21 protein-coding genes and 2 tRNA genes are annotated in these 21,692 nt (G+C 71.7%); 14 read left to right on the top strand and 9 right to left on the bottom strand.

The window, feature by feature from the left end; all coding sequences use genetic code 11:
• Window positions 1-44: 44 nt before the first annotated feature.
• The gene (locus ACWCV9_RS06970) at window positions 45-566 is read right to left on the bottom strand and encodes an NUDIX hydrolase (protein ID WP_450784617.1); all 522 of its coding nucleotides are present in this window, start codon (window positions 564-566) and stop codon (window positions 45-47) included.
• Window positions 563-2,011, bottom strand: a complete 1,449-nt coding sequence (locus tag ACWCV9_RS06965) for a zinc-dependent metalloprotease (protein WP_385840107.1) — start codon at window positions 2,009-2,011, stop codon at window positions 563-565. The genes ACWCV9_RS06970 and ACWCV9_RS06965 overlap by 4 nt, the downstream gene beginning before the upstream one ends.
• A 192-nt stretch (window positions 2,012-2,203) precedes the next feature.
• Here ACWCV9_RS06965 and ACWCV9_RS06960 point away from each other — a divergent pair, with 192 nt between their 5' ends.
• The 4 genes from ACWCV9_RS06960 to ACWCV9_RS06945 all read left to right on the top strand — a co-directional run bounded on the left by ACWCV9_RS06960 (window position 2,204) and on the right by ACWCV9_RS06945 (window position 5,385).
• Window positions 2,204-3,316 carry an SDR family oxidoreductase gene (locus ACWCV9_RS06960; RefSeq protein ID WP_385840106.1) on the top strand — a complete coding sequence of 371 codons (1,113 nt, stop codon included), beginning with the start codon at window positions 2,204-2,206 and terminating at the stop codon, window positions 3,314-3,316.
• 135 nt (window positions 3,317-3,451) lie between these two features.
• Entirely contained in the window at window positions 3,452-3,913 is a 462-nt protein-coding gene (locus ACWCV9_RS06955; protein ID WP_450784616.1) for a molybdenum cofactor biosynthesis protein MoaE, read from the top strand.
• 150 nt (window positions 3,914-4,063) lie between these two features.
• Window positions 4,064-4,237 (top strand): hypothetical protein, encoded by a 174-nt coding sequence (locus ACWCV9_RS06950; protein ID WP_385840103.1) that lies wholly within the window; start codon window positions 4,064-4,066, stop codon window positions 4,235-4,237.
• Between the two features lie 50 nt (window positions 4,238-4,287).
• Window positions 4,288-5,385, top strand: coding sequence for a YlbL family protein (locus ACWCV9_RS06945; protein ID WP_450784615.1), 1,098 nt, complete (start codon window positions 4,288-4,290; stop codon window positions 5,383-5,385).
• Between the two features lie 68 nt (window positions 5,386-5,453).
• Here the strand turns inward: ACWCV9_RS06945 and ACWCV9_RS06940 are convergent, their stop codons facing one another.
• A complete protein-coding gene (locus tag ACWCV9_RS06940; RefSeq protein WP_450784614.1) occupies window positions 5,454-5,999 on the bottom strand; it encodes a PPA1309 family protein in 546 nt (181 codons plus the stop codon).
• 164 nt (window positions 6,000-6,163) lie between these two features.
• Between ACWCV9_RS06940 and ACWCV9_RS06935 the strand changes: the two genes are divergently transcribed.
• The 4 genes from ACWCV9_RS06935 (at window position 6,164) to ACWCV9_RS06920 (ending at window position 11,352) form a co-directional block, all read left to right on the top strand.
• Window positions 6,164-9,043, top strand: coding sequence for a UPF0182 family membrane protein (locus tag ACWCV9_RS06935; RefSeq protein ID WP_450784710.1), 2,880 nt, complete (start codon window positions 6,164-6,166; stop codon window positions 9,041-9,043).
• A gap of 41 nt (window positions 9,044-9,084) precedes the next feature.
• Window positions 9,085-9,158 (top strand) — tRNA-Met (locus tag ACWCV9_RS06930).
• Between the two features lie 204 nt (window positions 9,159-9,362).
• Window positions 9,363-11,174 carry a tetratricopeptide repeat protein gene (locus ACWCV9_RS06925; protein WP_450784613.1) on the top strand — a complete coding sequence of 604 codons (1,812 nt, stop codon included), beginning with the start codon at window positions 9,363-9,365 and terminating at the stop codon, window positions 11,172-11,174.
• 104 nt (window positions 11,175-11,278) lie between these two features.
• A tRNA-Met gene (locus tag ACWCV9_RS06920) sits at window positions 11,279-11,352 on the top strand.
• Window positions 11,353-11,481: 129 nt separating this feature from the next.
• Here ACWCV9_RS06920 and ACWCV9_RS06915 read toward each other — a convergent pair.
• Window positions 11,482-11,898, bottom strand: a complete 417-nt coding sequence (locus tag ACWCV9_RS06915; protein ID WP_385840098.1) for a Fur family transcriptional regulator — start codon at window positions 11,896-11,898, stop codon at window positions 11,482-11,484.
• Between the two features lie 145 nt (window positions 11,899-12,043).
• Between ACWCV9_RS06915 and ACWCV9_RS06910 the strand changes: the two genes are divergently transcribed.
• Window positions 12,044-13,498, top strand: coding sequence for a catalase (locus tag ACWCV9_RS06910; protein ID WP_450784612.1), 1,455 nt, complete (start codon window positions 12,044-12,046; stop codon window positions 13,496-13,498).
• Between the two features lie 122 nt (window positions 13,499-13,620).
• Here the strand turns inward: ACWCV9_RS06910 and hisN are convergent, their stop codons facing one another.
• Window positions 13,621-14,418: a histidinol-phosphatase gene (gene hisN, locus ACWCV9_RS06905; protein ID WP_450784611.1), complete on the bottom strand. Its 798-nt coding sequence runs from the start codon at window positions 14,416-14,418 to the stop codon at window positions 13,621-13,623.
• A gap of 151 nt (window positions 14,419-14,569) precedes the next feature.
• Here hisN and ACWCV9_RS06900 point away from each other — a divergent pair, with 151 nt between their 5' ends.
• Window positions 14,570-15,172: a TetR/AcrR family transcriptional regulator gene (locus ACWCV9_RS06900; protein WP_450784610.1), complete on the top strand. Its 603-nt coding sequence runs from the start codon at window positions 14,570-14,572 to the stop codon at window positions 15,170-15,172.
• 155 nt (window positions 15,173-15,327) lie between these two features.
• Here the strand turns inward: ACWCV9_RS06900 and ACWCV9_RS06895 are convergent, their stop codons facing one another.
• From ACWCV9_RS06895 to ACWCV9_RS06880, 4 genes are all read right to left on the bottom strand, one after another.
• The gene (locus ACWCV9_RS06895; protein ID WP_450784609.1) at window positions 15,328-15,651 is read right to left on the bottom strand and encodes a DMT family transporter; all 324 of its coding nucleotides are present in this window, start codon (window positions 15,649-15,651) and stop codon (window positions 15,328-15,330) included.
• A gap of 84 nt (window positions 15,652-15,735) precedes the next feature.
• Window positions 15,736-16,746 (bottom strand): ribosome small subunit-dependent GTPase A, encoded by a 1,011-nt coding sequence (gene rsgA, locus ACWCV9_RS06890; protein ID WP_450784608.1) that lies wholly within the window; start codon window positions 16,744-16,746, stop codon window positions 15,736-15,738.
• A gap of 14 nt (window positions 16,747-16,760) precedes the next feature.
• Window positions 16,761-18,077: a 3-phosphoshikimate 1-carboxyvinyltransferase gene (gene aroA, locus ACWCV9_RS06885; RefSeq protein ID WP_450784607.1), complete on the bottom strand. Its 1,317-nt coding sequence runs from the start codon at window positions 18,075-18,077 to the stop codon at window positions 16,761-16,763.
• A gap of 94 nt (window positions 18,078-18,171) precedes the next feature.
• Entirely contained in the window at window positions 18,172-18,894 is a 723-nt protein-coding gene (locus tag ACWCV9_RS06880; protein ID WP_385840089.1) for a M50 family metallopeptidase, read from the bottom strand.
• Between the two features lie 49 nt (window positions 18,895-18,943).
• On the opposite strand from ACWCV9_RS06880, the gene ACWCV9_RS06875 reads away from it, so the two are divergent.
• The 4 genes from ACWCV9_RS06875 to rsrA all read left to right on the top strand — a co-directional run bounded on the left by ACWCV9_RS06875 (window position 18,944) and on the right by rsrA (window position 21,639).
• A complete protein-coding gene (locus tag ACWCV9_RS06875) occupies window positions 18,944-19,759 on the top strand; it encodes an SOS response-associated peptidase (RefSeq protein WP_450784606.1) in 816 nt (271 codons plus the stop codon).
• 1 nt (window position 19,760) lies between these two features.
• Complete coding sequence (locus ACWCV9_RS06870) at window positions 19,761-20,387, top strand: alpha/beta hydrolase family protein (protein ID WP_450784605.1); 627 nt, start codon at window positions 19,761-19,763, stop codon at window positions 20,385-20,387.
• 257 nt (window positions 20,388-20,644) lie between these two features.
• Complete coding sequence (gene sigR, locus ACWCV9_RS06865) at window positions 20,645-21,340, top strand: RNA polymerase sigma factor SigR (protein WP_450784604.1); 696 nt, start codon at window positions 20,645-20,647, stop codon at window positions 21,338-21,340.
• The gene (rsrA, locus tag ACWCV9_RS06860; protein WP_450784603.1) at window positions 21,337-21,639 is read left to right on the top strand and encodes a mycothiol system anti-sigma-R factor; all 303 of its coding nucleotides are present in this window, start codon (window positions 21,337-21,339) and stop codon (window positions 21,637-21,639) included. The genes sigR and rsrA overlap by 4 nt, the downstream gene beginning before the upstream one ends.
• Window positions 21,640-21,692 lie beyond the last annotated feature (53 nt).

The following is a 21,692-nucleotide window of genomic DNA, read 5'->3' as shown; positions in this document are numbered from 1 at the left end:
GGGTGACCGCCGGGGCGGTCACCCCTCACCTGTTTCTCACCCGTTCACAGCCGGGCGCGGGTGGCCTTCAGCAGCGCCACGACCGACGCGTCCGCCACGTCCGGCACCTCGTCGTAGCCGAACCAGCGCAGGTCCAGCGACTCGTCGCTGATCGCGTGGGCGGCGCCGCGCGGGGCCAGCGCGGCGTACTGGACGTCGAAGTGCCAGTGGCACGGCGCCGGGATCGGGTGCCGGTCCAGCCGGACCGGACCGCCGGGCAGCAGCGTCAGCCCGGGGATGCCGGACTCCTCGGTGGCCTCGCGCAGGGCAGCCGCCGCCAGGGACGCGTCTTCCGGCTCGCAGTGGCCGCCCATCTGGAGCCACATCCGCAGCTTGCGGTGCAGCGTCAGCAGCACCCGGCCGGACTCCGGGTCGATCACCAGGGCGCTCGCCGTCACATGGCCGGCCTCACAGGCCTTCCACACGCCGTCCGGGTGGGCCGCCAGATGGTCGAGGTAGGACTGGCGCAGCTCGTCCTGGCCCGCGTACTCCTTGAGGACGCGGACCGTGTCGTCGTACAGGCTCACTCGGTGTCGTCGCCCTTGTCCGCGTCCTTGCCGGTGTCCCGGTCCGTGTCCTTCTTGTGCAGGTCGGGCTTGCCGGCCGCCTCGCCGAGCATCCGGTCCAGCTCGGAGAAGTCCAGCTGCTCGCGGTGGACGAAGCCGTCCGGGTCGTCCAGGTCGGTCGCCGTCGGCAGCATGTCCGGGTGGGCCCACAGGCCGTCCCGGCCGTCCACCCCGCGCGCGTCCGTGAGCGACGCCCACAGGCGGGAGGCGTCCCGCAGCCGGCGCGGGCGCAGCTCCAGGCCGATCAGCGTGGCGAACGTCTGCTCCGCGGGGCCGCCCGAGGCGCGGCGCCGGCGCAGGGTCTCGCGCAGGGCGTCCGCGGAGGACAGGCGCGGCTTGGCGGCCGTGTGGACCACCGCGTCCACCCAGCCCTCGACGAGCGCCAGAGCGGTCTCCAGACGGGCCAGGGCCGCCTTCTGCTCGGGGGTGTCCTCCGGCTGGAACATGCCCTGCTGGAGTGCGTCCTGGAGCTGCTCGGGGTTCTGCGGGTCGAACTGGCCGACCACGTCCTCCAGCTTGGCGGTGTCGACCTTGATCCCGCGCGCGTAGCCGTCGACCGCGCCGAACAGGTGCGAGCGCAGCCACGGCACATGCGCGAAGAGCCGCTGGTGGGCGGCCTCGCGCAGGGCCAGATAGAGCCTGACCTCGTCCTGCGGGACGCCGAGGTCCTTGCCGAAGGTCTCCACGTTGACCGGGAGCAGCGCGGCCTTGCCGGCCGGGCCCAGCGGCAGGCCGATGTCGGTGGAACCGACGACCTCGCCCGCGAGCACGCCCACGGCCTGCCCGATCTGCGTGCCGAACATGGCGCCGCCCATCGAGCGCATCATGCCGATCAGCGGGCCGGCCATGGCCTGCATCTCCTCCGGCAGGACGTCGCCCATGGCCGCGCCGACCCGCTCGGCCACCGGGTCGACCAGCTCCTGCCAGGCCGGCAGGGTCGCCTCGACCCACTCCGCGCGGGACCAGGCCACCGCCGAGGCGGAGCCGGACGGCAGGGACGTCGCGTCGTCCAGCCACAGGTCGGCCAGGCGGACGGCCTCCTCGACCGCCCTGCGCTCGGCCGGACCCACGCTGGAGTCCTTGGTGCCGTCCTGGGTGCCCTGGGCGACCGTCTGGCGGGCGATCTGCTTGGCCATGTCCCAGTTCACCGGGCCGCCCTCGTAGGAGAGCATCTGGCCCAGCTGCTGGAACGCGGCGCCCAGGTCGGTGGGGTTCAGCGAGCCGAACATCGCGGCGAGCGGGTTGTCGGCGCCGGGGCCGCCAAAGCCGCCGGCTCCGGGCGTCCCGAAACCGAACGGGTTGGCCGGTCCCTGACCACCACCGCTCTGCTGGTCCTTCTTCTTGCCCTCGTCGCCGTCCTCCGGCTCCTCCGGCGGAAGGCCGAAACCGAATGGGGTGTCACTCACGGGATTCCTCGGCTGGTAAGGCCACCGGTCTCTCTCCGGCGGCGCGGCTGCCCGACAACACCACCCAGCGTAGACACCTGGGCCCGATCGGGCCTCGGTGCTTCGCCCGCGGAAGGCCTGCGGCAGGATGGATGCACCTGGTACGCACGCGTCACTCGCGCTCGTATGGAAGACAACCGACGGAGACGCCCGGTGAGTTCCCCAGATCCGCAGGTTCGCGCAGCGCGAAACCTCTCAACCTCTCCCGCCGTGCGCGGGCCCGTCGTCGCGGTCACCGGCGCAGCCACCGGGGTCGGCGCCCTGCTCACCGAGCGGCTCGCCGCCTCGGAGGAGATCAAACAGGTCGTGGCGATCGACGAGCGGCGCGGGGAGTGCGCCGGCGCGCAGTGGCACATCCTGGACGTCCGCGACCCCGCGATCGCGGACAAGCTGCGGGGCGCCGATGTCGTGGTGCACCTGGCCCTCGACCTCGACCTCGGCAGCGATCCGGCCGCCCGGACCGCTTACAACGTCCGGGGGACCCAGACCGTGCTGACGGCCGCGGCGGCGGCCGGCGTGCACCGGGTGGTGCTGTGCACCTCGGCGATGGTCTACGGCGCGCTGCCGGACAACGAGCTGCCCCTGTCGGAGGACGCCGAGCTGCGGGCGACCGCCGAGGCCACCGGGGTGGGCGACCTGCTGGAGATCGAGCGGCTGGCGCGGCGCGCGCCGCGCGCGCATCCCGGGCTGAACGTCACCGTCGTACGGCCGGCCGTCCTGGTCGGCGGGACGGACACCGCGCTGACCCGGTACTTCGAGTCGCCGCGGCTGCTCGTCGTCGCCGGTTCCCGGCCCGCGTGGCAGTTCTGCCACGTCGAGGACCTGTGCAGTGCGCTGGAGTACGCCGTGCTGGAGAAGGTCGACGGGGAGCTGGCCGTCGGCTGCGACGGCTGGCTGGAGCAGGAGGAGGTCGAGGAGCTGAGCGGGATCCGGCGGATGGAGCTGCCGTCGGCGGTCGCGCTGGGCGCGGCGGCGCGGCTGCACCGGATCGGGCTCACCCCGTCCCCGGCGGGAGACCTGGCGTACACGATGTACCCGTGGGTGATCAGCGGGAGCCGGCTGCACGACGCCGGGTGGCGGCCGCGGTGGACCAACGAGGAGGTGCTGGCGGAGCTGCTGGAGGAGGTGTCCGGGCGGCACACGGTGGCCGGCCGGCGGCTGGGCCGCAAGGACGCCACGGCCGCGGGCGCCGCGGGCGCGACGGTGGCCCTGCTGGGCGCCGCCGCGGTGGTCCGCCGCGCCCGCAAGGCCCGCCGGCGCGTGTGAGCGCCTCTCCGGCACCGGGGCGCTCCGTGGCAGGACCCCCGCAGGCCCCGCTGTAGGAGCATCCAAAGCCTCCCGCGCGCGGGACGGGCGAACATCGCATTCCCTGTGGTCCGGGGTGTGCGGCACGATGGGGGTATGGCACAGACGATCGACCATCCCGGTGAGCAGGCGGCCGAGGCACCCATCAAGCTGATCGGCGTCCGGGAGACCGCCCTCTCCGTGGACGAGGTGTTCCGGGCCGTCGGGGACGCCGCGGCCGGCGGCATCGCGCTGTTCGTCGGGACCGTGCGGAACCACGACGGCGGCGCCGACGTGGACGCGCTCGGGTACTCGTGCCATCCCAGCGCCGAGGACGAGATGCGGCGGATCGCCGAGAAGGTCGTGGCGGACTATCCGGTGCGGGCGCTGGCCGCCGTCCACCGGGTGGGCGATCTCCAGGTGGGTGATCTCGCCGTGGTCGTCGCCGTGGCGTGCCCGCACCGCGCGGAGGCCTTCGAGGCCTGCCGCAAGCTGATCGACGACCTCAAGCACGAGGTGCCGATCTGGAAGCACCAGCGGTTCTCGGACGGCACCGAGGAGTGGGTCGGCGCCTGCTGACCGTCGCCGCCCAAGCGACTCACAGGCCACTCACCGGCCACTCGCGACACACCGGTTGCGTAACCGCCCCCCGCGCGTGAGCGTTGTCAGTGCGGATGGTTAATCTGCTGATCAGTCAGTTGCGGACGCTCTGGGCATTGGGAGGTCGGCATGGGGGCGCTTGTCTGGCTGCTGATTCCGTTCTTGGCCGGGATCGGCGGCGGACTGTGGGGCAGTTGGGCCAACCGGACGCGCAAGGCCCGCAGCGACGGCCCCGAGCTGGACGGATACGCCCGTTTCCGCGCGGCCATGGAGAAGTCCGGCCCGGGTGCGCGCCGCGTGTGACAGGGGTGCCCTGACGGTGCGCTGACAGAGGCGTCCCGTACTGTCGTGGCATGCCACGCCGCACCGCGACGCTGCTCGCCTCCACCCTGATGCTGATCGCGCTCCTGTGCGCGGGAGTGCTCATCCCCGTGCCGTACTCGGAGATGTCCCCCGGCCCGACGGTGAACACGCTCGGGGACCACGACGGCGAGCCGGTGCTGCAGTTCCCCGACCACAAGACCTACCCGACCGACGGCCATCTGAACATGACGACCGTCCGGGTGACCAGCGCGGACTACCGGATGAACCTGGTGGAGGCCGTCTACGGCTGGCTGGCGCACGACACCAAGGTCGTCCCGCACGACACGCTCTACCCGGACGGCACCACCGAGGAGCAGTCCACCCAGCAGAACGCCGAGGAGTTCAGCCAGTCCCAGGAGAGCGCCAAGGTCGCCGCCCTGAAGGAGCTGCACATCCCGGTGAAGTCCTGGGTGATCGTCTCCACGGTCGTCAAGGGCTCCCCGGCCGAGGGCCGGCTGCACGCCGGTGACGTGATCAAGGCGGTGGACGGCACCGCGGTCAAGCAGCCCTCCGATGTCGCCAAGCTGGTGACCAAGCACAAGCCGGGGCAGAAGGTGGTCTTCACCGTGGTGCCCGCCAAGGAGCAGGCCGCCGCCGAGAAGGCCCACAAGACGGCCACCGCCACCCGGGACGTCACCCTCACCACGGCGGCCTCCGACGACACCGGGGCGAAGCGGGCCATCGTCGGGATCTCCGCCGGGACCGACCACACCTTCCCGTTCACCATCGACATCAAGCTCGCCGACGTCGGCGGCCCGAGCGCCGGTCTGATGTTCGCCCTCGGCATCTACGACAAGCTCACCCCGGGCAGTCTCACCGGCGGCACGTTCGTCGCCGGCACCGGCACCATCGACGACAACGGCACGGTCGGACCGATCGGCGGTGTCGAGATGAAGACGGTCGGCGCGCGCGACAAGGGCGCCCAGTACTTCCTGACGCCCGCCGAGAACTGCGCGGCCGCCGCCAAGGACACCCCGAGCGGACTCACCCTGGTCAAGGTCAGGACGATCGACGACGCGCTCGGCGCCCTCAAGGACATCCGCACCGGCGACACCGCCGCGCTGCCCAGGTGCACCACCAAGGGCTGAGCGGAGCAGGACACGGCTGGGGGCGCCCCTGAAGACAGCGGGCGCCCCCATCGCCGTACCCGAAGACGTCAGTCCGCGAAGGTCGCCGCCAGCGCCTCGGCGAGGCCCGGCACCAGGTCGGGGCCGGTCAGGACCTCGGTCGGGGAGTCCTTCTCGCGCAGCCGCAGCGCCGACTCACGGCTGCCGTCGCGCAGCACCGCGACCGTCATCCGGACCTCCTGGCGCTCGGGGTGCTCGGCGACCCACTTCGCCAGCTTGGCCTCGCTCAGGTTGTGCGGGACCTGCGCCTCGGCGGACGGCGGCAGCATCAGCCGCTCCACCGTGAGCGCGCAGCCGATGACCGCGTCGGGCCAGGCGATGGTGCCGAGGAAGTCGTCGAGCGGCTTGCCGGACGGGATCTCGTCCTGCTCGATCGGGGTGAAACCGGTGGTCTGGGACTCGTCCGCGTCGAGGCCGAGCTGAGCCGCGAGCGCGGGTTCCTGGGACCGCAGCCGGGCGGTGTCGACGAGGGCGAAGAGGCGAGCGGGCTGGTCCCAGCCGAGGCCGGAGGCGTACTCGTCGATCTCGAGTACGGCCCGGGTGAGCGGGCTCGCCGCCATGGGAGTGTTGGACATGGTCACAATCCTGCCTCGTTCCCGGCCGGAATCGGGAACCGAGCACGGCGTGAGTAAGTTGCATAGGAGTAGGCCCGCGATCACGGGGGGCCACGGCGGGCCGTCGAACACGGCGGGCTGACGTATCGACAGCGAACTTCGAGGTGCACACCTTGGCTTTCCAGATGCCGGACCGCGGCGGAGGCCCGACGGGGCCACGGATCAGAGCGAGCCGTCCGTCCCGGCGCGCCCGGACCCTGCTCATGACGCTGGGCGTCCTTGCCGTCCTCGGCATGGCGTTCACCATGTTCGCCGGCTTCTGGACGGACTGGCTGTGGTACCGGTCGGTGCACTACTCGTCCGTGTTCACCACCGTCCTGTGGACCAAGATCGGCCTGTTCTTCGTCTTCGGTCTGCTGATGGCGGTCGCGGTCGGCCTCAACATCTGGATCGCCCACCGGCTGCGGCCCCCGCTGAGTGCCATGTCCATGGAGCAGCAGAGCCTGGACCGCTACCGGATGGGCATCGCGCCGTACAAGAGGTGGCTGCTGCTCGCCGTCACCGCGCTCGTCGGCCTGATCGCGGGCGCCTCGGCGGCCGGCCAGTGGCGGACCTGGCTGATGTGGGTCAACGGCGTGCCCTTCCACCAGAAGGACCCGCAGTTCCACCTCGACGTCTCCTTCTACGCCTTCGACCTGCCCTGGTACCGGTTCCTGCTGGGCTTCGGCTTCGCCGCCGCGATCCTGTGCCTGCTCGCCGCCGGGCTCACCCACTATCTGTACGGCGGGCTGCGCGTCACCAGCCCCGGCACCCGGGCCACCGCCGCCGCGACCGGGCACCTGTCGGTGCTGCTCGGCATCTTCGTGGCCCTCAAGGCGGTCGCCTACTGGCTCGACCGGTACGGCCTCGCGGTGAAGTCCAGCGACTTCAAGGCGACCGGCAACTGGACCGGTCTGCGCTATGTCGACGCCAACGCCTATCTGCCGGCCAAGACGATCCTGTTCTGCATCGCCGTCATCTGCGCCCTGCTGTTCTTCGCGACCCTGTGGCGGCGCACCTGGCAGCTGCCCGTCATCGGCTTCGGCCTGATGGTGCTGTCGGCGATCCTGATCGGCGGCCTGTATCCGGCGATCGTGCAGAAGTTCCAGGTCCAGCCGAACGAGCAGGCCAAGGAAGCGCCGTACGTCCAGAAGAACCTCAAGGCGACCCGCGAGGCGTACGGCATCGACGACACCAAGGTCACCGAGTACGCGGGCAAGTCCACCGCCACGGACAAGTCCAGGCTGCGCGCCGACGCGGACGCCGCGGCGAGCATCCGGATCATGGACCCGAACGTCGTCTCGCCGACGTTCCAGCAGCTTCAGCAGATGAAGAACTACTACGGGTTCCCGACCAACCTGGACGTGGACCGGTACCGCACCAAGGACGGCAAGGAGCAGGACACCGTCCTCGGCCTGCGTGAGCTGAACCTGGCCGGCATCCCGAAGAACAACTGGATCAACGACCACTTCCGCTACACCCACGGCTACGGCGTGGTCGCCGCCAAGGGCACCGAGGCCGACTCCCAGGGCCAGCCGGTCTTCACCGAGTACGACCTGCCGTCCAAGGGCGACCTCGGCACCTACCAGCAGCGGATCTACTACGGCGAGAAGACCACCACCTACTCGATCGTGGGCGGTCCGCAGAAGGAGATCGACTACTCCGCGGACGACGGCGGCGAGCGGACCACCAGCTACACGGCCAAGAGCGGGGTCAACCTCGACAACCCGCTCAACCGGGCCGCGTACGCGGTGGCCTTCAACGAGCCGCAGATCCTCTACTCGGGCGCCATCGGCAAGGGCTCGCGCATCCTGTACAACCGCACGCCCAAGGAGCGCGTCGAGGCGGTCGCCCCCTGGCTGACCATCGACGGGGACGCCTACCCCGCGGTCGTGGGCGGCCGCATCCAGTGGATCGTCGACGCCTACACGACGTCGAACGGCTACCCGTACTCGTCCCGTACGACCCTCGGGGACACGACGGCCGACTCGCTGACCGCGACCAACACCAACCGCGAAGTGGTGGCCCAGCAGAACCAGGTCAACTACATCCGCAACTCGGTGAAGGCGACGGTCGACGCGTACACCGGTGAGGTCAGGCTCTACCAGTGGGACACCGAGGACCCGGTGCTGAAGACCTGGATGCGGGCCTTCCCCGGCACGGTGCAGCCGAGGAGCGCGATCTCCCAGGACCTCATGGCCCATCTGCGCTACCCCCAGGACCTGTTCAAGGTCCAGCGCGAACTGCTCAGCCGCTACCACGTGACGGACGCCCAGACCTTCCTCACCGGCAGCGAGGTGTGGCAGGTGCCGGACGACCCGACCAACGACTCGGGCAGCGCGGTGCCGCCGTACTACCTGAGCCTCAAGATGCCGGACCAGGACCGGCAGGCGTTCTCGCTGACGACGACCTTCACCCCGAACGGCCGCGACAACCTGAGCGCCTTCATGGCCGTCGACTCGGATCCCCGCGCGCGCGACTACGGAAAGATCCGCATCCTGAAGCTGCCGACGAGCACCACCGTCGACGGCCCCAAACAGGTGCAGAGCCAGTTCAACTCGCAACAGGACATCGCGGAGACCATCAGCCTGCTGAGCCGCGGGCATTCGAAGGTCGAGTACGGCAATCTGCTCGCGGTCCCGCTCGACGGCGGACTGCTCTACGCGGAACCCGTCTACGTCCGCGGCGGCGAGCTGAGATACCCGCTGCTGCGCAAGGTGCTGGTCACCTACAACGGCACCACGGCCTTCGAGGACACCCTGGGCGAGGCGCTGGACAAGGTGTTCGGGGTCAAGGGCCCGACCAGCACACCGCCGGACACCGGCACCGGCAACCCGCCGTCCTCCGCCGACCCCACCGTCCAGCAGGCCCTGAAGGACGCGCAGAAGGCGTACGACGCCGGGCAGGACGCCCTGAAGCAGCCGGACGGGCCGGACTGGACCGCGTACGCCAAGGCGCAGAAGGACCTGAAGAACGCGCTCCAGCGGGCCCAGGACGCGGAGGCCAAGGCCGGAAAGGGGAGATGATCAAGCCGCCCGCGCGCCGTGGTACCGTTATCAGGCAACGGCGCGGGGTGGAGCAGCTCGGTAGCTCGCTGGGCTCATAACCCAGAGGTCGCAGGTTCAAATCCTGTCCCCGCTACTGAAGTCGAAGGCCCGGATCCCAAGGGATCCGGGCCTTCGTGGTGTGCGAACTCATATCCGGAGGGGAGGAGCGGCCGCGCCGCCGTGGGGAGTTGACCGCTCTGTGTTTGACTTGTCTCCCTGTGGGCATGTCGACAAAACGCTGAAGTGACCTCACGGGCTGCGGTATACCGGGTGTACCCAGGTTGCAGGTGGTGCGACGATGGACGTTATGGGGGACAAGGCAACTCTGTTCGAGTCAGGGCGATTTGTACAGCCTTCCGAAGCGGAGCCGGCCCGGGACGAATTGGGGGACATGGGGGAAGCCGCCGAGGAGGTTCGTCTCGGACTCGCCGCGCAGAGCGGTGACGCCGAGGCGGCCAGTGTCCTCGGCGCGATGCTGCTGCGCCGCGGGGACCTCGATGCGGCCGAGACCCATCTGCGGGCCGCCACCGCGGCCGGTGACCGGGCCGCAGCCAACAACCTGGGGGTCCTTCTGCACCAGCGCGGCTATGCCGACGAGGCGGCCGGCTGGTGGCGGATCGCCGCCGTCGCCGGCTCCGCCCCGGCCGCGCACGCGCTCGGCCGCTACCACCGCGAACGCGGGGACGAGCCGGCCGCCGAGTACTGGCTGCGCCAGTCCGCCGAGCAGGGTCATGTCCTCGGCGCCTACGCGCTCGCGGATCTGCTGGACCACCGCGGGGACGTCACGGCCGAGCGCTGGATGCGGGCCGCCGCCGAGCGCGGCCACCGCGAGGCCGCCTACCGGCTGGCCCGCGCGCTCGACCGGCAGGCGGGCCACGAGGACGGAACCGGGGGTGACAACGCTGTCGCGGAGGCCGAGCAATGGTACCGGCAGGCCGCCGCGCGGGGCCACCGGCGGGCCGCGCTGCACCTCGGCGCGATCCTGGAGCGGCGCGGCGAGCTGAAGGAGGCCGGGCGCTGGTACCTGACATCCGCCAAGGACGGCGAGCCGCGGGCCGCCTGCGCGCTCGGCTTCCTGCTGCGCGACGCCGGGGACAGCGAGAGCGCGGCCGTGTGGTGGCTGCGCGCCGCCCAGGAGGGCGACGGCAACGCGGCCAACGCCCTCGGCGCGCTGCACGCCGAGCGCGGCGAGACCCAGACCGCCGAACGCTGGTACCGGGCGGCCCTGGACGCCGGTGACGACAACGGCGCCTACAACCTCGGACTGCTCTGCGCCGAGCAGGGGCGGACCGCACAGGCCGAGCAGTGGTACCGCCGGGCCGCGTACGCCGGGCACCGGGAGGCCGCGAACGCGCTGGCCATCCTGCTGCTCCAGGGCAGCGACCCGACCGGCGCCGAGCCGTGGTTCTCCAAGGCCGCCGAGGCCGGGAGCGTGGACGCCGCGTTCAACCTCGGCATCCTGTACGCCGGGCGCGGCGAGGACGAGATGGCGCTGCGCTGGTACGAGCGGGCGGCCGCGGCCGGGCACGCCGAGGCCGCGCTCCAGGTCGGGATCGCCCGGCTGCGCGAGGGCGACGAGCAGGAGGCCGAACGGCACCTGCGGTGCGCGGCGGGCGGAGGCAGCGCGGAGGGGGCGTACCGGCTGGCCACGCTGCTCGACGCGCGCCGGCCGCCGGAGCCCGCGCACGAGCTGGGCGAGGTCGTGCACGAGAAGACCGAGTGCGAGGAGTGGTACGAGCGGGCCGCGACCCAGGGCCATCGGCGGGCCCAGGTGCGGGTCGGCATGCTGGCGGCGGCCCGGGGCGATGTGGTCGAGGCGGCGCGGTGGTACCGGGCGGCGGCGGAGGCCGGCTCGCGCAACGGCGCCTTCAACCTCGGGCTGCTGCTGGCCCGGGAGGGCAGCGAGCCCGAGGCGGCGGTGTGGTGGACCCGGGCCGCCGATGCCGGGCATGGCCGGGCGGCGCTTCGGCTGGCTCTGGTCTACGCGCGTCGCGGCGAGCTGGCGGAGGGGCAGCGGTGGGCCGACCGGGCGGTGGAGCTGGGACCGGCGGAGGTGGCGGAGCGGGCGGGCCGGCTGCGGGACGCGCTGCGTGAGGAGCTGTCGGCGTGAGGCCGCGCCGGGCCCCGGCGGGGGCGGGCGAAGGCGCTGCTCGCGGCGGTGAGCCAACCGATTTGCTTCTTGGTGCTGCTCTCCCGTAGTGTCGTGTTCACCGACGCGGGGTGGAGCAGCTCGGTAGCTCGCTGGGCTCATAACCCAGAGGTCGCAGGTTCAAATCCTGTCCCCGCTACTGAAGGCCGAGGGCCGGAATCCAGAGATGGATTCCGGCCCTCGGCTTTTGTGTGCGCGTCCTCGGTTCTTCGTGTGTCTGGACATGCGAAGAGCCCCGGTGGTCGCCGGGGCTCCAGGGAAGCGGTGGTTACGCCGTCGCGCAGTTCGGGCACAGGCCCCGGTAGGTGACCTCGACGTCCGACACCGTGAAGCCGAAGCGCTCGGAGTCGGGGAGGTCGGCGAGCGGGTTGCCCGTCGGGTGGACGTCGCGGATCGCGCCGCACCGGGCGCACACCAGGTGGTGGTGCGGGCGGTGGGCGTTGGGGTCGTACCGCTTGGCGCGCTTGTCCGTCGAGACTTCCAGCACCTCGCCGAGGGAGACCAGCTCGCCCAAGGTGTTGTAGACGGTCGCCCGGGAGATCTCGGGCAGCTTCGCGACAGCGCGCGCATGGACCTCGTCGGCCGTCAGATGAACGTGCTCGCCGTTCAGGACCTCGGCCACCACGCGCCGCTGCGCGGTCATCCGCCATCCGCGTCCACGCAGCCGTTCCAGAAGGTCGCTCATGGCCACCAGCCTAACAGGAAGGGGGACCAGGTCGGGAATAGGTATGTGATTAGAAGACTGTTTGACTTAGACCTTGTCCAATGTAGGATCGAGAACGGCTTTGGCTATGGGACAGGACTAGTCAGCAAGGACGCAGGAGGCGCACGTGACGCAGGGACCGCTCACCACGGAGGCCGGTGCTCCGGTAGCCGACAACCAGAACAGCGAGACGGCGGGCGTCGGCGGACCGGTCCTGGTCCAGGACCAGCTCCTGCTGGAGAAGCTGGCGCACTTCAACCGCGAGCGCATCCCGGAGCGGGTCGTGCACGCCCGGGGCGCGGGCGCCTACGGCACCTTCACCGTGACCGCCGACGTCACGCCGTACACCCGGGCCGCCTTCCTCTCCGAGGTCGGCAAGGAGACCGAGGTCTTCCTGCGCTTCTCGACCGTGGCCGGCAACCTCGGCGCGGCGGACGCCGTCCGCGACCCGCGCGGCTTCGCCGTGAAGTTCTACACCGAAGAGGGCAACTACGACCTCGTCGGCAACAACACCCCGGTCTTCTTCATCCGGGACGCGATCAAGTTCCCCGACTTCATCCACACCCAGAAGCGGGACCCGTACACGGGCAGCACGGAGCCGGACAACGTCTGGGACTTCTGGAGCCTGAGCCCGGAGAGCACCCACCAGGTCACCTGGCTGTTCGGCGACCGCGGCATCCCGGCGTCGTACCGCCACATGGACGGCTTCGGCTCGCACACCTTCCAGTGGAACAACGAGGCGGGCGAGGTCTTCTGGGTCAAGTACCACTTCAAGACCGACCAGGGGATCAAGAACCTCACCGCCGAGGAGGCCGAGATCCTCGCGGGCAAGGACCCCGACTCGCACCAGCGCGATCTGCGGGAAGCCATCGAGCGCGGCGAGTTCCCGTCCTGGACCGTGGGCGTGCAGATCATGCCGGCGGCCGACGCGGCGACGTACCGCTTCAACCCGTTCGACCTGACCAAGGTGTGGCCGCACGCGGACTACCCGGTCGTCGAGATCGGCCGGCTGGAGCTGAACCGCAACCCGCGGAACGTCTTCGCCGAGGTCGAGCAGTCGATCTTCTCCCCGGCGCACTTCGTGCCGGGCATCGGCCCCTCGCCCGACAAGATGCTCCAGGGCCGGCTCTTCGCCTACGGCGACGCGCACCGCTACCGCGTCGGCATCAACGCCGACCACCTGCCGGTGAACCGCCCGCACGCCACCGAGGCGCGCACCAACTCCCGGGACGGCTTCCTCTACGACGGCCGGCACGGCGGGGCGAAGAACTACGAGCCGAACAGCTTCGGCGGGCCGCAGCAGACGGGCCGAGCGCTGTGGCAGCCGTTCGACGGCTTCACCGCGGGCACCGGCTCCCACCCGACCCCGGTGCACGCCGAGGACGACGACTTCGTGCAGGCGGGCAACCTCTACCGGCTGATGTCGGAGGAGGAGAAGGAGCGGCTCGTCGCCAACCTCGCGGGCGCCATCTCCCAGGTCTCGCGCGAGGACATCGTCGAGCGGGCGATCGGCAACTTCGCGAACGCCGACGCCGACTTCGGCAAGCGGCTGGAGACGGCGGTGCGGGCGCTGCGCGGCTGAGCCGCCGGCACGCGGCTGGCGTGCAGACCTGGGGTTGCCCCCAGGCGGGCCGGATCCCCTGGTGCTCGGGGTCCGGCCCGTTCTGTTCCTACGACTTCTCCGGGCGGGGGATCCCGTGCGGGTCAGCGCCGGCCGAGGTAGCCCAGCAGCTCGTCGTGGAGCAGACCGTTGGACGCGGCCGCGTTGCCGCTGTGCGGGCCGGGGCGGCCGTCGAGGCCGGTGAAGGTGCCGCCCGCCTCGGTGACGATGATCGCGTTGGCGGCCATGTCCCACAGCGACAGCTCCGGCTCCGCGCAGATGTCCACCGAGCCCTCCGCGACCATCATGTACGGCCAGAAGTCGCCGTACGCGCGCGTGCGCCACACCTGGCGGGTCAGGTCCAGGAAGCCGTCCAGCCGGCCCTGCTCCTCCCAGCCGGAGAGCGAGGAGTACGCGAAGGACGCGTCGGCGAGCGTGCCGACGCGGGAGACGTGGATGCGGGTCGCGGAGGTCAGGTTGCGGCCGGTGAAGGCGCCGTGGCCCTTCGCGGCCCACCAGCGGCGGCCGAGGGCGGGGGCGGAGACGAGGCCGACGACGGGGTGGTAGCCGCCCTCGCCCGCTTCCATGAGCGCGATGAGGGTGGCCCAGACGGGAACACCGCGGACGTAGTTCTTGGTGCCGTCGATCGGGTCGATCACCCAGCGGCGGGGGCCGGAGCCCTCGATGCCGTACTCCTCGCCGAGGACCGCGTCCCTCGGGCGGGCGCGCTGGAGCTGGCCGCGGATCAGTTCTTCCGCCGCCTTGTCCGCTTCGCTCACCGGGGTCATGTCCGGCTTCGTCTCCACCTTCAGGTCGAGGGCCTTGAAGCGGTCCATGGTGGCGGCGTCGGCCGCGTCCGCGAGAACGTGGGCGAGGCGCAGGTCGTCGAGGTAGTCCGGCATGCAAGGAACGGTATCGGTGGTCGTCCGCACCGGGCCACCGGGGGCGGCGTGTCCGCGCGCCGGCCCGTCGGGCGGCGGTGACGGGAAGCCTTGACAGTGCATCCGGGCGCGTCAAACCTGGGCGCAGAGCCGGTTGCCCGCTGGGGAGGCGATGATGCCAGCTCGGGAGTCGCTCCTGGACGCCGCCTACCGGGCCCTCGCGCACCGGCCGTGGTCCGCGGTGCGGATGGTCGACGTGGCGGCGGCGGCCGGGGTGTCCCGGCAGACGCTCTACAACGAGTTCGGCAGCAAGGACGGGCTGGCCCGGGCGCTCGTGCGGCGGGCGGCGGACGGCTATCTCGCCGGGGTCGAACGGGTGCTGCGGGAGCGGGCCGGGGCGGAGGTGGGGGAGCGGCTGGTCGCCGTCGGGGAGTGGACGGTCGCCGCGGCGCGGGACGACGTGCTGGTACGGGCCATGCTGACCGGCTGCTGGAGCGAGCGGTTGCCCAGGCCGCGGCTGGCCGCGGTGCCGTCCGCCTCCGGGGTGCCGGCGCAGCGGAGGGCGGATGGGGCGTTGCCGTCGCCGGGGGATTTTGTGCGGATGGTGCGGGAGCGGGTGGTGGGGGCGGGGGAGTGGGATGGGGATGCGGAGGGGGTTGGGCGGGCGTGTGAGCTGGCTGTGCGGGTTGCGGTGTCCTGTATTGCGGCGCCGGTGGGGGAGGGGGGTGTGGGGGAGTTGGTGCGGGCGGTGGCAGGTGTGACCGGTGTTGGATGAGGTGTCGGTGTCGGTGTGGGGGTGGGTCGAGGCGCTGCTCGCTGTGAGGTGCCGCTGCGCCCACCCTCCCCCAAGCTCTCGGCTTCGCTCGAGCAGGGGGTACCCCCATCGCCCTTGGCGGCACGACTGCCCGCAGCTGCGGCCGTATGTCTCGACTAGTGCGCCGAGCCCGAGAGTTGGAGGCCGATGATGCCCATGATGACCAGGGTGATGGAGACGATCTTCAGGGTGGAGACCAGGTCACCGAGGAAGACCATGCCGTAGATCGCGGTGCCCGTCGCGCCGATGCCGGTCCAGACCGCGTACGCCGGGCCGACGTCCAGCTTCTTGAGGGACAGGGTGAGCAGGCCGAAGCTGCCGAGGGCGAAGGACGCGAAGGCGATCGTCGGCCACAGGCGGGTGAAGCCGTGCGAGAGCTTCAGGCACACGGCGAAACCGGTCTCCAGGATCCCGGCGACGATGACCAGCAGCCACGCCATGTGCTGTCCTCCCGTTGGTCCGGATCTCCGGCTCGGTGCGATTATGCACTTGCCTGACTCACGGCCCGTCAAACAACGCGGGGCTCAGTCGCCTTCCCGGGCTTCGCGCGTGGCCAGCAGCCGGCGCAGGGAGTACAGCCGCGCCTGGTCCGCGTGGCCCTCCTCGACCCACGCGTCCAGGGCGCAGTCCGGCTCGTCGTGGCTGCACGCGCGCGGGCAGCCCGCGGTGCCGGGTTCGAGGTCCGGGAAGGCGTGGATGACCCGGGACGGATCGATGTGCGCCAGGCCGAAGGACCGTACGCCCGGGGTGTCGATCACCCAGCCCTCCGCGGCGGACAGCGGCAGCGCCAGCGCCGAGGTGGTGGTGTGGCGGCCGCGGCCGGTCACCGCGTTCACATGGCCCGTCATACGCCGGCGGTCCTCCGGAACCAGCGCGTTGACCAGAGTCGTCTTGCCGACGCCGGAGTGGCCGACGAACGCGGTGATCCTGCCGTCCAGGTACTCCCGCACCCGGTCCGCCGCGCCGCCGTTCTCCAGCTCCTCGCGGCTGGTGACGACATAGGGGATGTCCAGCGCGCCGTACAGCTCCAACAGCTTGTCCGGCGGCGCCAGGTCCGACTTGGTCATCACCAGCAGCGGCTCCAGGCCGCCGTCGTAGGCGGCGACCAGGCAGCGGTCGATCAGCCGCGGGCGGGGCTCGGGGTCGGCGAGGGCCGTGACGATGGCCAGCTGGTCGGCGTTGGCGACGACCACGCGCTCGTACGGGTCGTCGTCGTCGGCCGTGCGGCGCAGGACCGACGCGCGCGGTTCGATGCGGACGATGCGGGCGAGGGTGTCCTTCTTGCCGGACAGGTCGCCCACCAGGGCCACCCGGTCACCGACGACCGCGGCCTTGCGGCCCAGTTCGCGGGCCTTCATGGCCATCACCGGCCGGTCCTCGACCAGGCAGGTCAGCCGGCCCCGGTCGACGGTGAGGACCATGCCCTCGGCCGCGTCCTCATGCTTGGGCCGGATGTTGGTGCGCGGCCGGTTGCCCTTGCGGTTGGGGCGGCTGCGGATGTCGTCCTCGTCGGTGTGCTTGCCGTAGCGGCGCATGGCGTACGTCGTCCCTACTGCCCGAGCATCCCGGTCCACAGCTCGGGGAAGTCCGGCAGGGTCTTCGCCGTCGTCGCCACGTTCTCGATCCGCACGCCCTCCACGGCGAGACCGATCACCGCGCCGGCCGTCGCCATGCGGTGGTCCTCGTAGGTGTGGAACACACCGCCGTGCAGCGGGCGCGGGCGGATGTGCAGACCGTCGGCGGTCTCGGTGACATCGCCGCCGAGTTCGTTGATCTCCTTGGTGAGCGCGGCCAGCCGGTCGGTCTCGTGCAGCCGCAGATGGGCCACGCCCCGCAGGGTGGAGGGGGAGTCGGCGAGGGCGGCGACCGCGGCGATGCCCGGGGTCAGCTCGCCCACGTCACCCAGGTCCACATCGATGCCGTGGATGGCACCCGAGCCGGTGAACTCCAGCCCGTAGTCGGTGAGTTCGCAGGAGCCACCCATCTCGGTGAAGATCTCCCGCAGCCGGTCACCCGGCTGGGTGGTACGGGCCGGCCAGTCCGGGATCAGCACCTTGCCGCCCGTCACCAGGGCCGCCGCGAGGAACGGCTGCGCGTTGGACAGGTCCGGCTCGATCGTCAGGTCCCGGCCGAGCAGCGCGCCCGGCGTCACCCGCCACACGTTCGGCTCGCCGCCGGACTCCGGGGTGTCCACCTGGGCGCCGACCGCGCGCAGCATGTCCACGGTCATCCGGATGTGCGGCAGGGAGGGCAGGGTCGCCCCGGTGTGGCGGACCTCGACCCCCTGGTTGAAGCGGGGGCCGGACAGCAGCAGGGCGGACACGAACTGGGACGAGGACGAGGCGTCGATCGACACCGGGCCGCCCTCCAGGGCCCCGCCGCCGTGCACCGTCAGCGGCAGCGCGCCCCGGCCGTCGTCGTCGATCCGGGCGCCGAGCGCCCGCAGCGCGTCGATCACGCCGTGCAGGGGACGCTCGTACGACCGGGGGTCGCCGTCGAACCGGACCGGGCCGTCGGCCAGCGCAGCCACCGGCGGCACGAAGCGCATCACCGTGCCCGCGTTGCCGACGTCGATCGTGGCCGGGCCGCGCAGGCCGGCCGGCAGCACCCGCCAGGCCTCGCCGGTGCCGTCCGGGCCGACGCCCTCCTCGATCTCGATGCCCATCGCGCGCAGGGCACCGGCCATCAGCAGGGTGTCGCGGGAGCGCAGCGGGCGGCGCAGCCAGCCGGGCTCGGAGGCCAGGGCGGCGAGGATCAGGGCGCGGTTGGTGACCGACTTGGACCCCGGCACGTGGACCGTCGCGTCGACGGCTCCGCTCGCGTGCGGGGCGGGCCAGAGTGCGGTGGAGGCGGTGTTCGGGGCCATGGGGCCACTTTATAAGGAGGGCGGGGCGGCAACCCCCCGGCAGCAGCCGGTGCCCTTCGCCGATCCCGGCCCCCTCCGGCGCCCCGCCCCGGTCTCACCACCCCGTCAGCCACCGCCCGCCGCCGATCAGCGACGACAGCGACACCGCGTGGAAGAGGAACAGCCACAGGCCCGCCGGGACGTGGGTGAGCCGGGACAGCTGGTCGGCGTCCGAGTCCCCGGCCCCTCCCCGGGACCGCTTCAGCTGGAGCTCGAACGGCGGCCGTACCCCGCCCAGCAGCAGGAACCACACCACCGCGTACGCGAACGCGGCCTGCACCTGGGGCCCCGCGAGCCACGACACCAGCACGAAGGCGCCGCCGGTCAGCAGCATGGTCAGCACGCCGTACGCGTTGCGGATCATGACCAGCATCACCAGCAGCAGGGCCGTGGCCACCCACAGCAGCAGGGTGATGCGGCCGGCGGCCAGCAGGGCCGCCCCGCCGAGGCCCAGGAGCGAGGGCGCGGTGTAGCCGGCCGCGGCGGTGAGGATCATGCCGAGCCCGTACGGCTTGCCCCGGCTGACCGTGAGGCCGCTGGTGTCGGAGTGCAGCCGGATGCCGGTGAGCTGCCGGCCGGTGACCAGGGCGACCAGGCCGTGCCCGCCCTCGTGCGCGATGGTGATCGCGTTGCGGGATATCCGCCACACCGGCTGCGGGGCCACCACGGCGAACGCCGCCGCCAGCGTGGCCAGGACGACCCACTGGTCGGGAGCCGGCTGGGTTCCGGTGAGCCGGTCCCAGAGGTCGGGCAGCGCGAGGGCGGCGAGGCTGTCCATGGTCCGAGTGGCTCCCTGTCGTCGTACGAGGTCTGGCAGTGTGGCACTTATGTGCGGACGGTATGCATCGAGTCGTAGGCCCGAGGATCTCGCAGGAGTCTTTGACGTCGAGAAGTGGGAGCCTGAGGAGACCCTGGAGCCGGACTACAACGTGGCGCCGACCAAGGAGGTCTACGCCGTTCTCGACCGCCCTCTGAAAGACGCGGACTCCCCGCGTCCGGTTCGCCAGCTGCGCAGGCTGAAGTGGGGACTGGTGCCGTCCTGGGCCAAGACGCCCGAGGGCGGCGCCCGGATGATCAACGCGCGCGCCGAGACCGTGCACGAGAAGCCCGCCTACCGGCGCGCCTTCGCCGCCCGCCGCTGCATCCTGCCCGCCGACGGCTACTACGAGTGGGTCACCGGCAGCCAGGAGCGCGAGCTGGAGGTCGAGGGCAGGCGGAAGCGGCCGCGCAAGCAGCCGTACTTCGTGCTGCCCGCCGACGGCTCGGTGTTCGCGATGGCCGGGCTGTACGAGTTCTGGCGGGACCGGACCCTGCCCGACGACCATCCGCAGGCCTGGTGGGTGACCTGCTCGGTGATCACCACGGAGGCGGAGCGGACCCCGCTGGCCGTGGCCCCGGCCGAGGGCCCGTCCTCCCTCGCCGACATCCACCCCCGGATGCCGCTGATGCTCACCCCGGACCGCTGGGACGCCTGGCTCGACCCCGCCCGCACCGACCCCGACGCCCTGCGCGAGCTGCTCGCCCCGCCCCCGCCCGGCCTGATGCGCGCCTACCCGGTCTCCACCGCCGTCAGCAACGTCCGCAACAACGGTCCGGAGCTGCTGAAGGAGCTGGAGGCGCCGGAAGAGGGCACACTTTTCTAGCGTGATCGAGATTGTCGAGACCGAGACCGGGACCGCCCGCATCACCTGGCACAAGGCGCAGCGGGCCCGGCTGGTGCTGGCCGTGAGCCATGGCGCCGGCGGCGGCGTCGAGGCGCGCGACCTCCAGGCGCTCGCGCGGGTGCTGCCCGGCCACGGGGTGACCGTCGCCCTGGTCGAGCAGCCGTGGCGGGTCGCCGGGAAGAAGGTCGCCCCCGCCCCGAAGACGCTGGACGCCGGGTGGCGCGGGGTGTGGCCCGCGCTGTCCGGGATGGCGCTGCCGGTGATCTCCGGCGGCCGCAGCGCCGGGGCCCGGGTCGCCTGCCGTACGGCGGCCGAGCTGGGCGCGCACGCCGTGCTCGCGCTGAGCTTCCCGCTGCACCCGCCGGGCAAGCCGGAGAAGTCCCGTGCCGAGGAGCTGCTGGGTGCCGGGGTGCCGACACTGGTCGTCCAGGGCGGGAACGATCCGTTCGGGAAGCCGGAGGAGTTCCCGGAGGGCGGCCACGAGCTGATCGAGGTGCCGTACGGCGATCACGGCTTCGCCGTCCCCAAACGGGCGGGGATCACCCAGGAGGAGGCCCTCGCGGTCATCACCGACGGTGTCGTCGCGTGGGTCGCGTCACTCGGGTGACGGCCGGGAATGCCGCGGGGCGGCCCGCTGTTGTGGCGGACAGACGTGCTGAGGCCTCGGCACCGAACGTCGTCTGAGAGGAAGTCCGCCGCATGGGTTCGACCATCTGCCCGAGCCGCAGCAGCCGCACTGACCTGGACTGGACGGTGCTGCACGCGGCGAAGACCGCGCCAATTCGAGCGGCGGCGGGCACGGGTCGTGTTCTATCCTCCGAATCGAGTGGGACCGGTTTCGGTCCTGCCCGGGATCTTGAGGAGGTGGGTCCGGTCACTGGGACCGACGCAGGGACCGACAACGGCCAGGCGGAGCTGCCCGAGGGCCAGGGCATGAGCGCGGGGGCGGCCGCCGAGTCGTCCGCGGAGCGCAGTGCGCGCTTCGAGCGGGACGCGCTCGAATTCCTCGACCAGATGTACTCGGCGGCGCTGCGCATGACGCGCAACCCGGCCGATGCCGAGGACCTGGTGCAGGAGACGTACGCCAAGGCGTACGCGTCCTTCCACCAGTTCCGTGAGGGCACCAACCTCAAGGCGTGGCTGTACCGCATCCTCACCAACACCTTCATCAACTCCTACCGCAAGAAGCAGCGTGAGCCGCAGCGCTCCGCCGCGGAGGAGATCGAGGACTGGCAGCTCGCCCGCGCCGAGTCGCACATGTCGACGGGGCTGCGCTCCGCCGAGTCGCAGGCGCTCGACCACCTGCCCGACTCGGACGTGAAGGAGGCGCTCCAGGCGATCCCCGAGGAGTTCCGCATCGCCGTCTATCTCGCGGACGTAGAGGGCTTTGCGTACAAGGAGATCGCGGACATCATGGGGACACCCATCGGTACGGTGATGTCCCGGCTGCACCGGGGCCGCCGGCAGCTGCGCGGCATGCTGGAGGACTACGCCCGTGAGCGCGGGCTGGTGCCGGCGGGCGCCGGGGAGTCGAACGAAGCGAAAGGTTCGGGCTCATGAGCTGCGGAGATCCGCACGAGACGGACTGCAGTGAGGTCCTCGACCATCTGTACGAGTTCCTCGACAGCGAGATGCCGGAAGTCGATCGCGACAAGTTCCGGCACCACATCGAGGAATGCTCGCCGTGCCTGGAGAAGTACGGCCTGGAACAGGCCGTGAAGAAGCTCGTGAAGCGGTGCTGCGGCCATGACGACGTGCCCGCCGATCTGCGCGCCAAGGTCATGAGTCGGCTCGAACTGCTCCGCGCCGGGCGGCCCGTGCCCGACCACGACGTCACCGCCCCGGCCGCAGAGGGCTGAGCCGCCCCGCCGGACCACCGGCCCGCATCACCCGAACGTGCTAATCCTCAGGT

This window comes from Streptomyces sp. NPDC001606 (assembly GCF_053596835.1).
The sequence above is the reverse complement of the archived record's forward strand: the minus strand, read 5'-3'. Positions and strand labels throughout refer to the sequence as shown.

What these genes read in the sequence shown, in the direction of transcription:
- ACWCV9_RS06955 (WP_450784616.1), top strand. Translation starts at nt 3,452, where the DNA reads ATGGCACAGACGATCGACCATCCCGGTGAGCAGGCGGCCGAGGCACCC.
- ACWCV9_RS06950 (WP_385840103.1), top strand. Translation starts at nt 4,064, where the DNA reads ATGGGGGCGCTTGTCTGGCTGCTGATTCCGTTCTTGGCCGGGATCGGC.
- ACWCV9_RS06945 (WP_450784615.1), top strand. Translation starts at nt 4,288, where the DNA reads ATGCCACGCCGCACCGCGACGCTGCTCGCCTCCACCCTGATGCTGATC.
- ACWCV9_RS06940 (WP_450784614.1), bottom strand. Translation starts at nt 5,999, where the DNA reads ATGTCCAACACTCCCATGGCGGCGAGCCCGCTCACCCGGGCCGTACTC.
- ACWCV9_RS06935 (WP_450784710.1), top strand. Translation starts at nt 6,164, where the DNA reads ATGCCGGACCGCGGCGGAGGCCCGACGGGGCCACGGATCAGAGCGAGC.
- ACWCV9_RS06925 (WP_450784613.1), top strand. Translation starts at nt 9,363, where the DNA reads ATGGACGTTATGGGGGACAAGGCAACTCTGTTCGAGTCAGGGCGATTT.
- ACWCV9_RS06915 (WP_385840098.1), bottom strand. Translation starts at nt 11,898, where the DNA reads ATGAGCGACCTTCTGGAACGGCTGCGTGGACGCGGATGGCGGATGACC.
- hisN (WP_450784611.1), bottom strand. Translation starts at nt 14,418, where the DNA reads ATGCCGGACTACCTCGACGACCTGCGCCTCGCCCACGTTCTCGCGGAC.
- ACWCV9_RS06900 (WP_450784610.1), top strand. Translation starts at nt 14,570, where the DNA reads ATGATGCCAGCTCGGGAGTCGCTCCTGGACGCCGCCTACCGGGCCCTC.
- ACWCV9_RS06895 (WP_450784609.1), bottom strand. Translation starts at nt 15,651, where the DNA reads ATGGCGTGGCTGCTGGTCATCGTCGCCGGGATCCTGGAGACCGGTTTC.
- rsgA (WP_450784608.1), bottom strand. Translation starts at nt 16,746, where the DNA reads ATGCGCCGCTACGGCAAGCACACCGACGAGGACGACATCCGCAGCCGC.
- aroA (WP_450784607.1), bottom strand. Translation starts at nt 18,077, where the DNA reads ATGGCCCCGAACACCGCCTCCACCGCACTCTGGCCCGCCCCGCACGCG.
- ACWCV9_RS06880 (WP_385840089.1), bottom strand. Translation starts at nt 18,894, where the DNA reads ATGGACAGCCTCGCCGCCCTCGCGCTGCCCGACCTCTGGGACCGGCTC.
- ACWCV9_RS06875 (WP_450784606.1), top strand. Translation starts at nt 18,944, where the DNA reads ATGTGCGGACGGTATGCATCGAGTCGTAGGCCCGAGGATCTCGCAGGA.
- rsrA (WP_450784603.1), top strand. Translation starts at nt 21,337, where the DNA reads ATGAGCTGCGGAGATCCGCACGAGACGGACTGCAGTGAGGTCCTCGAC.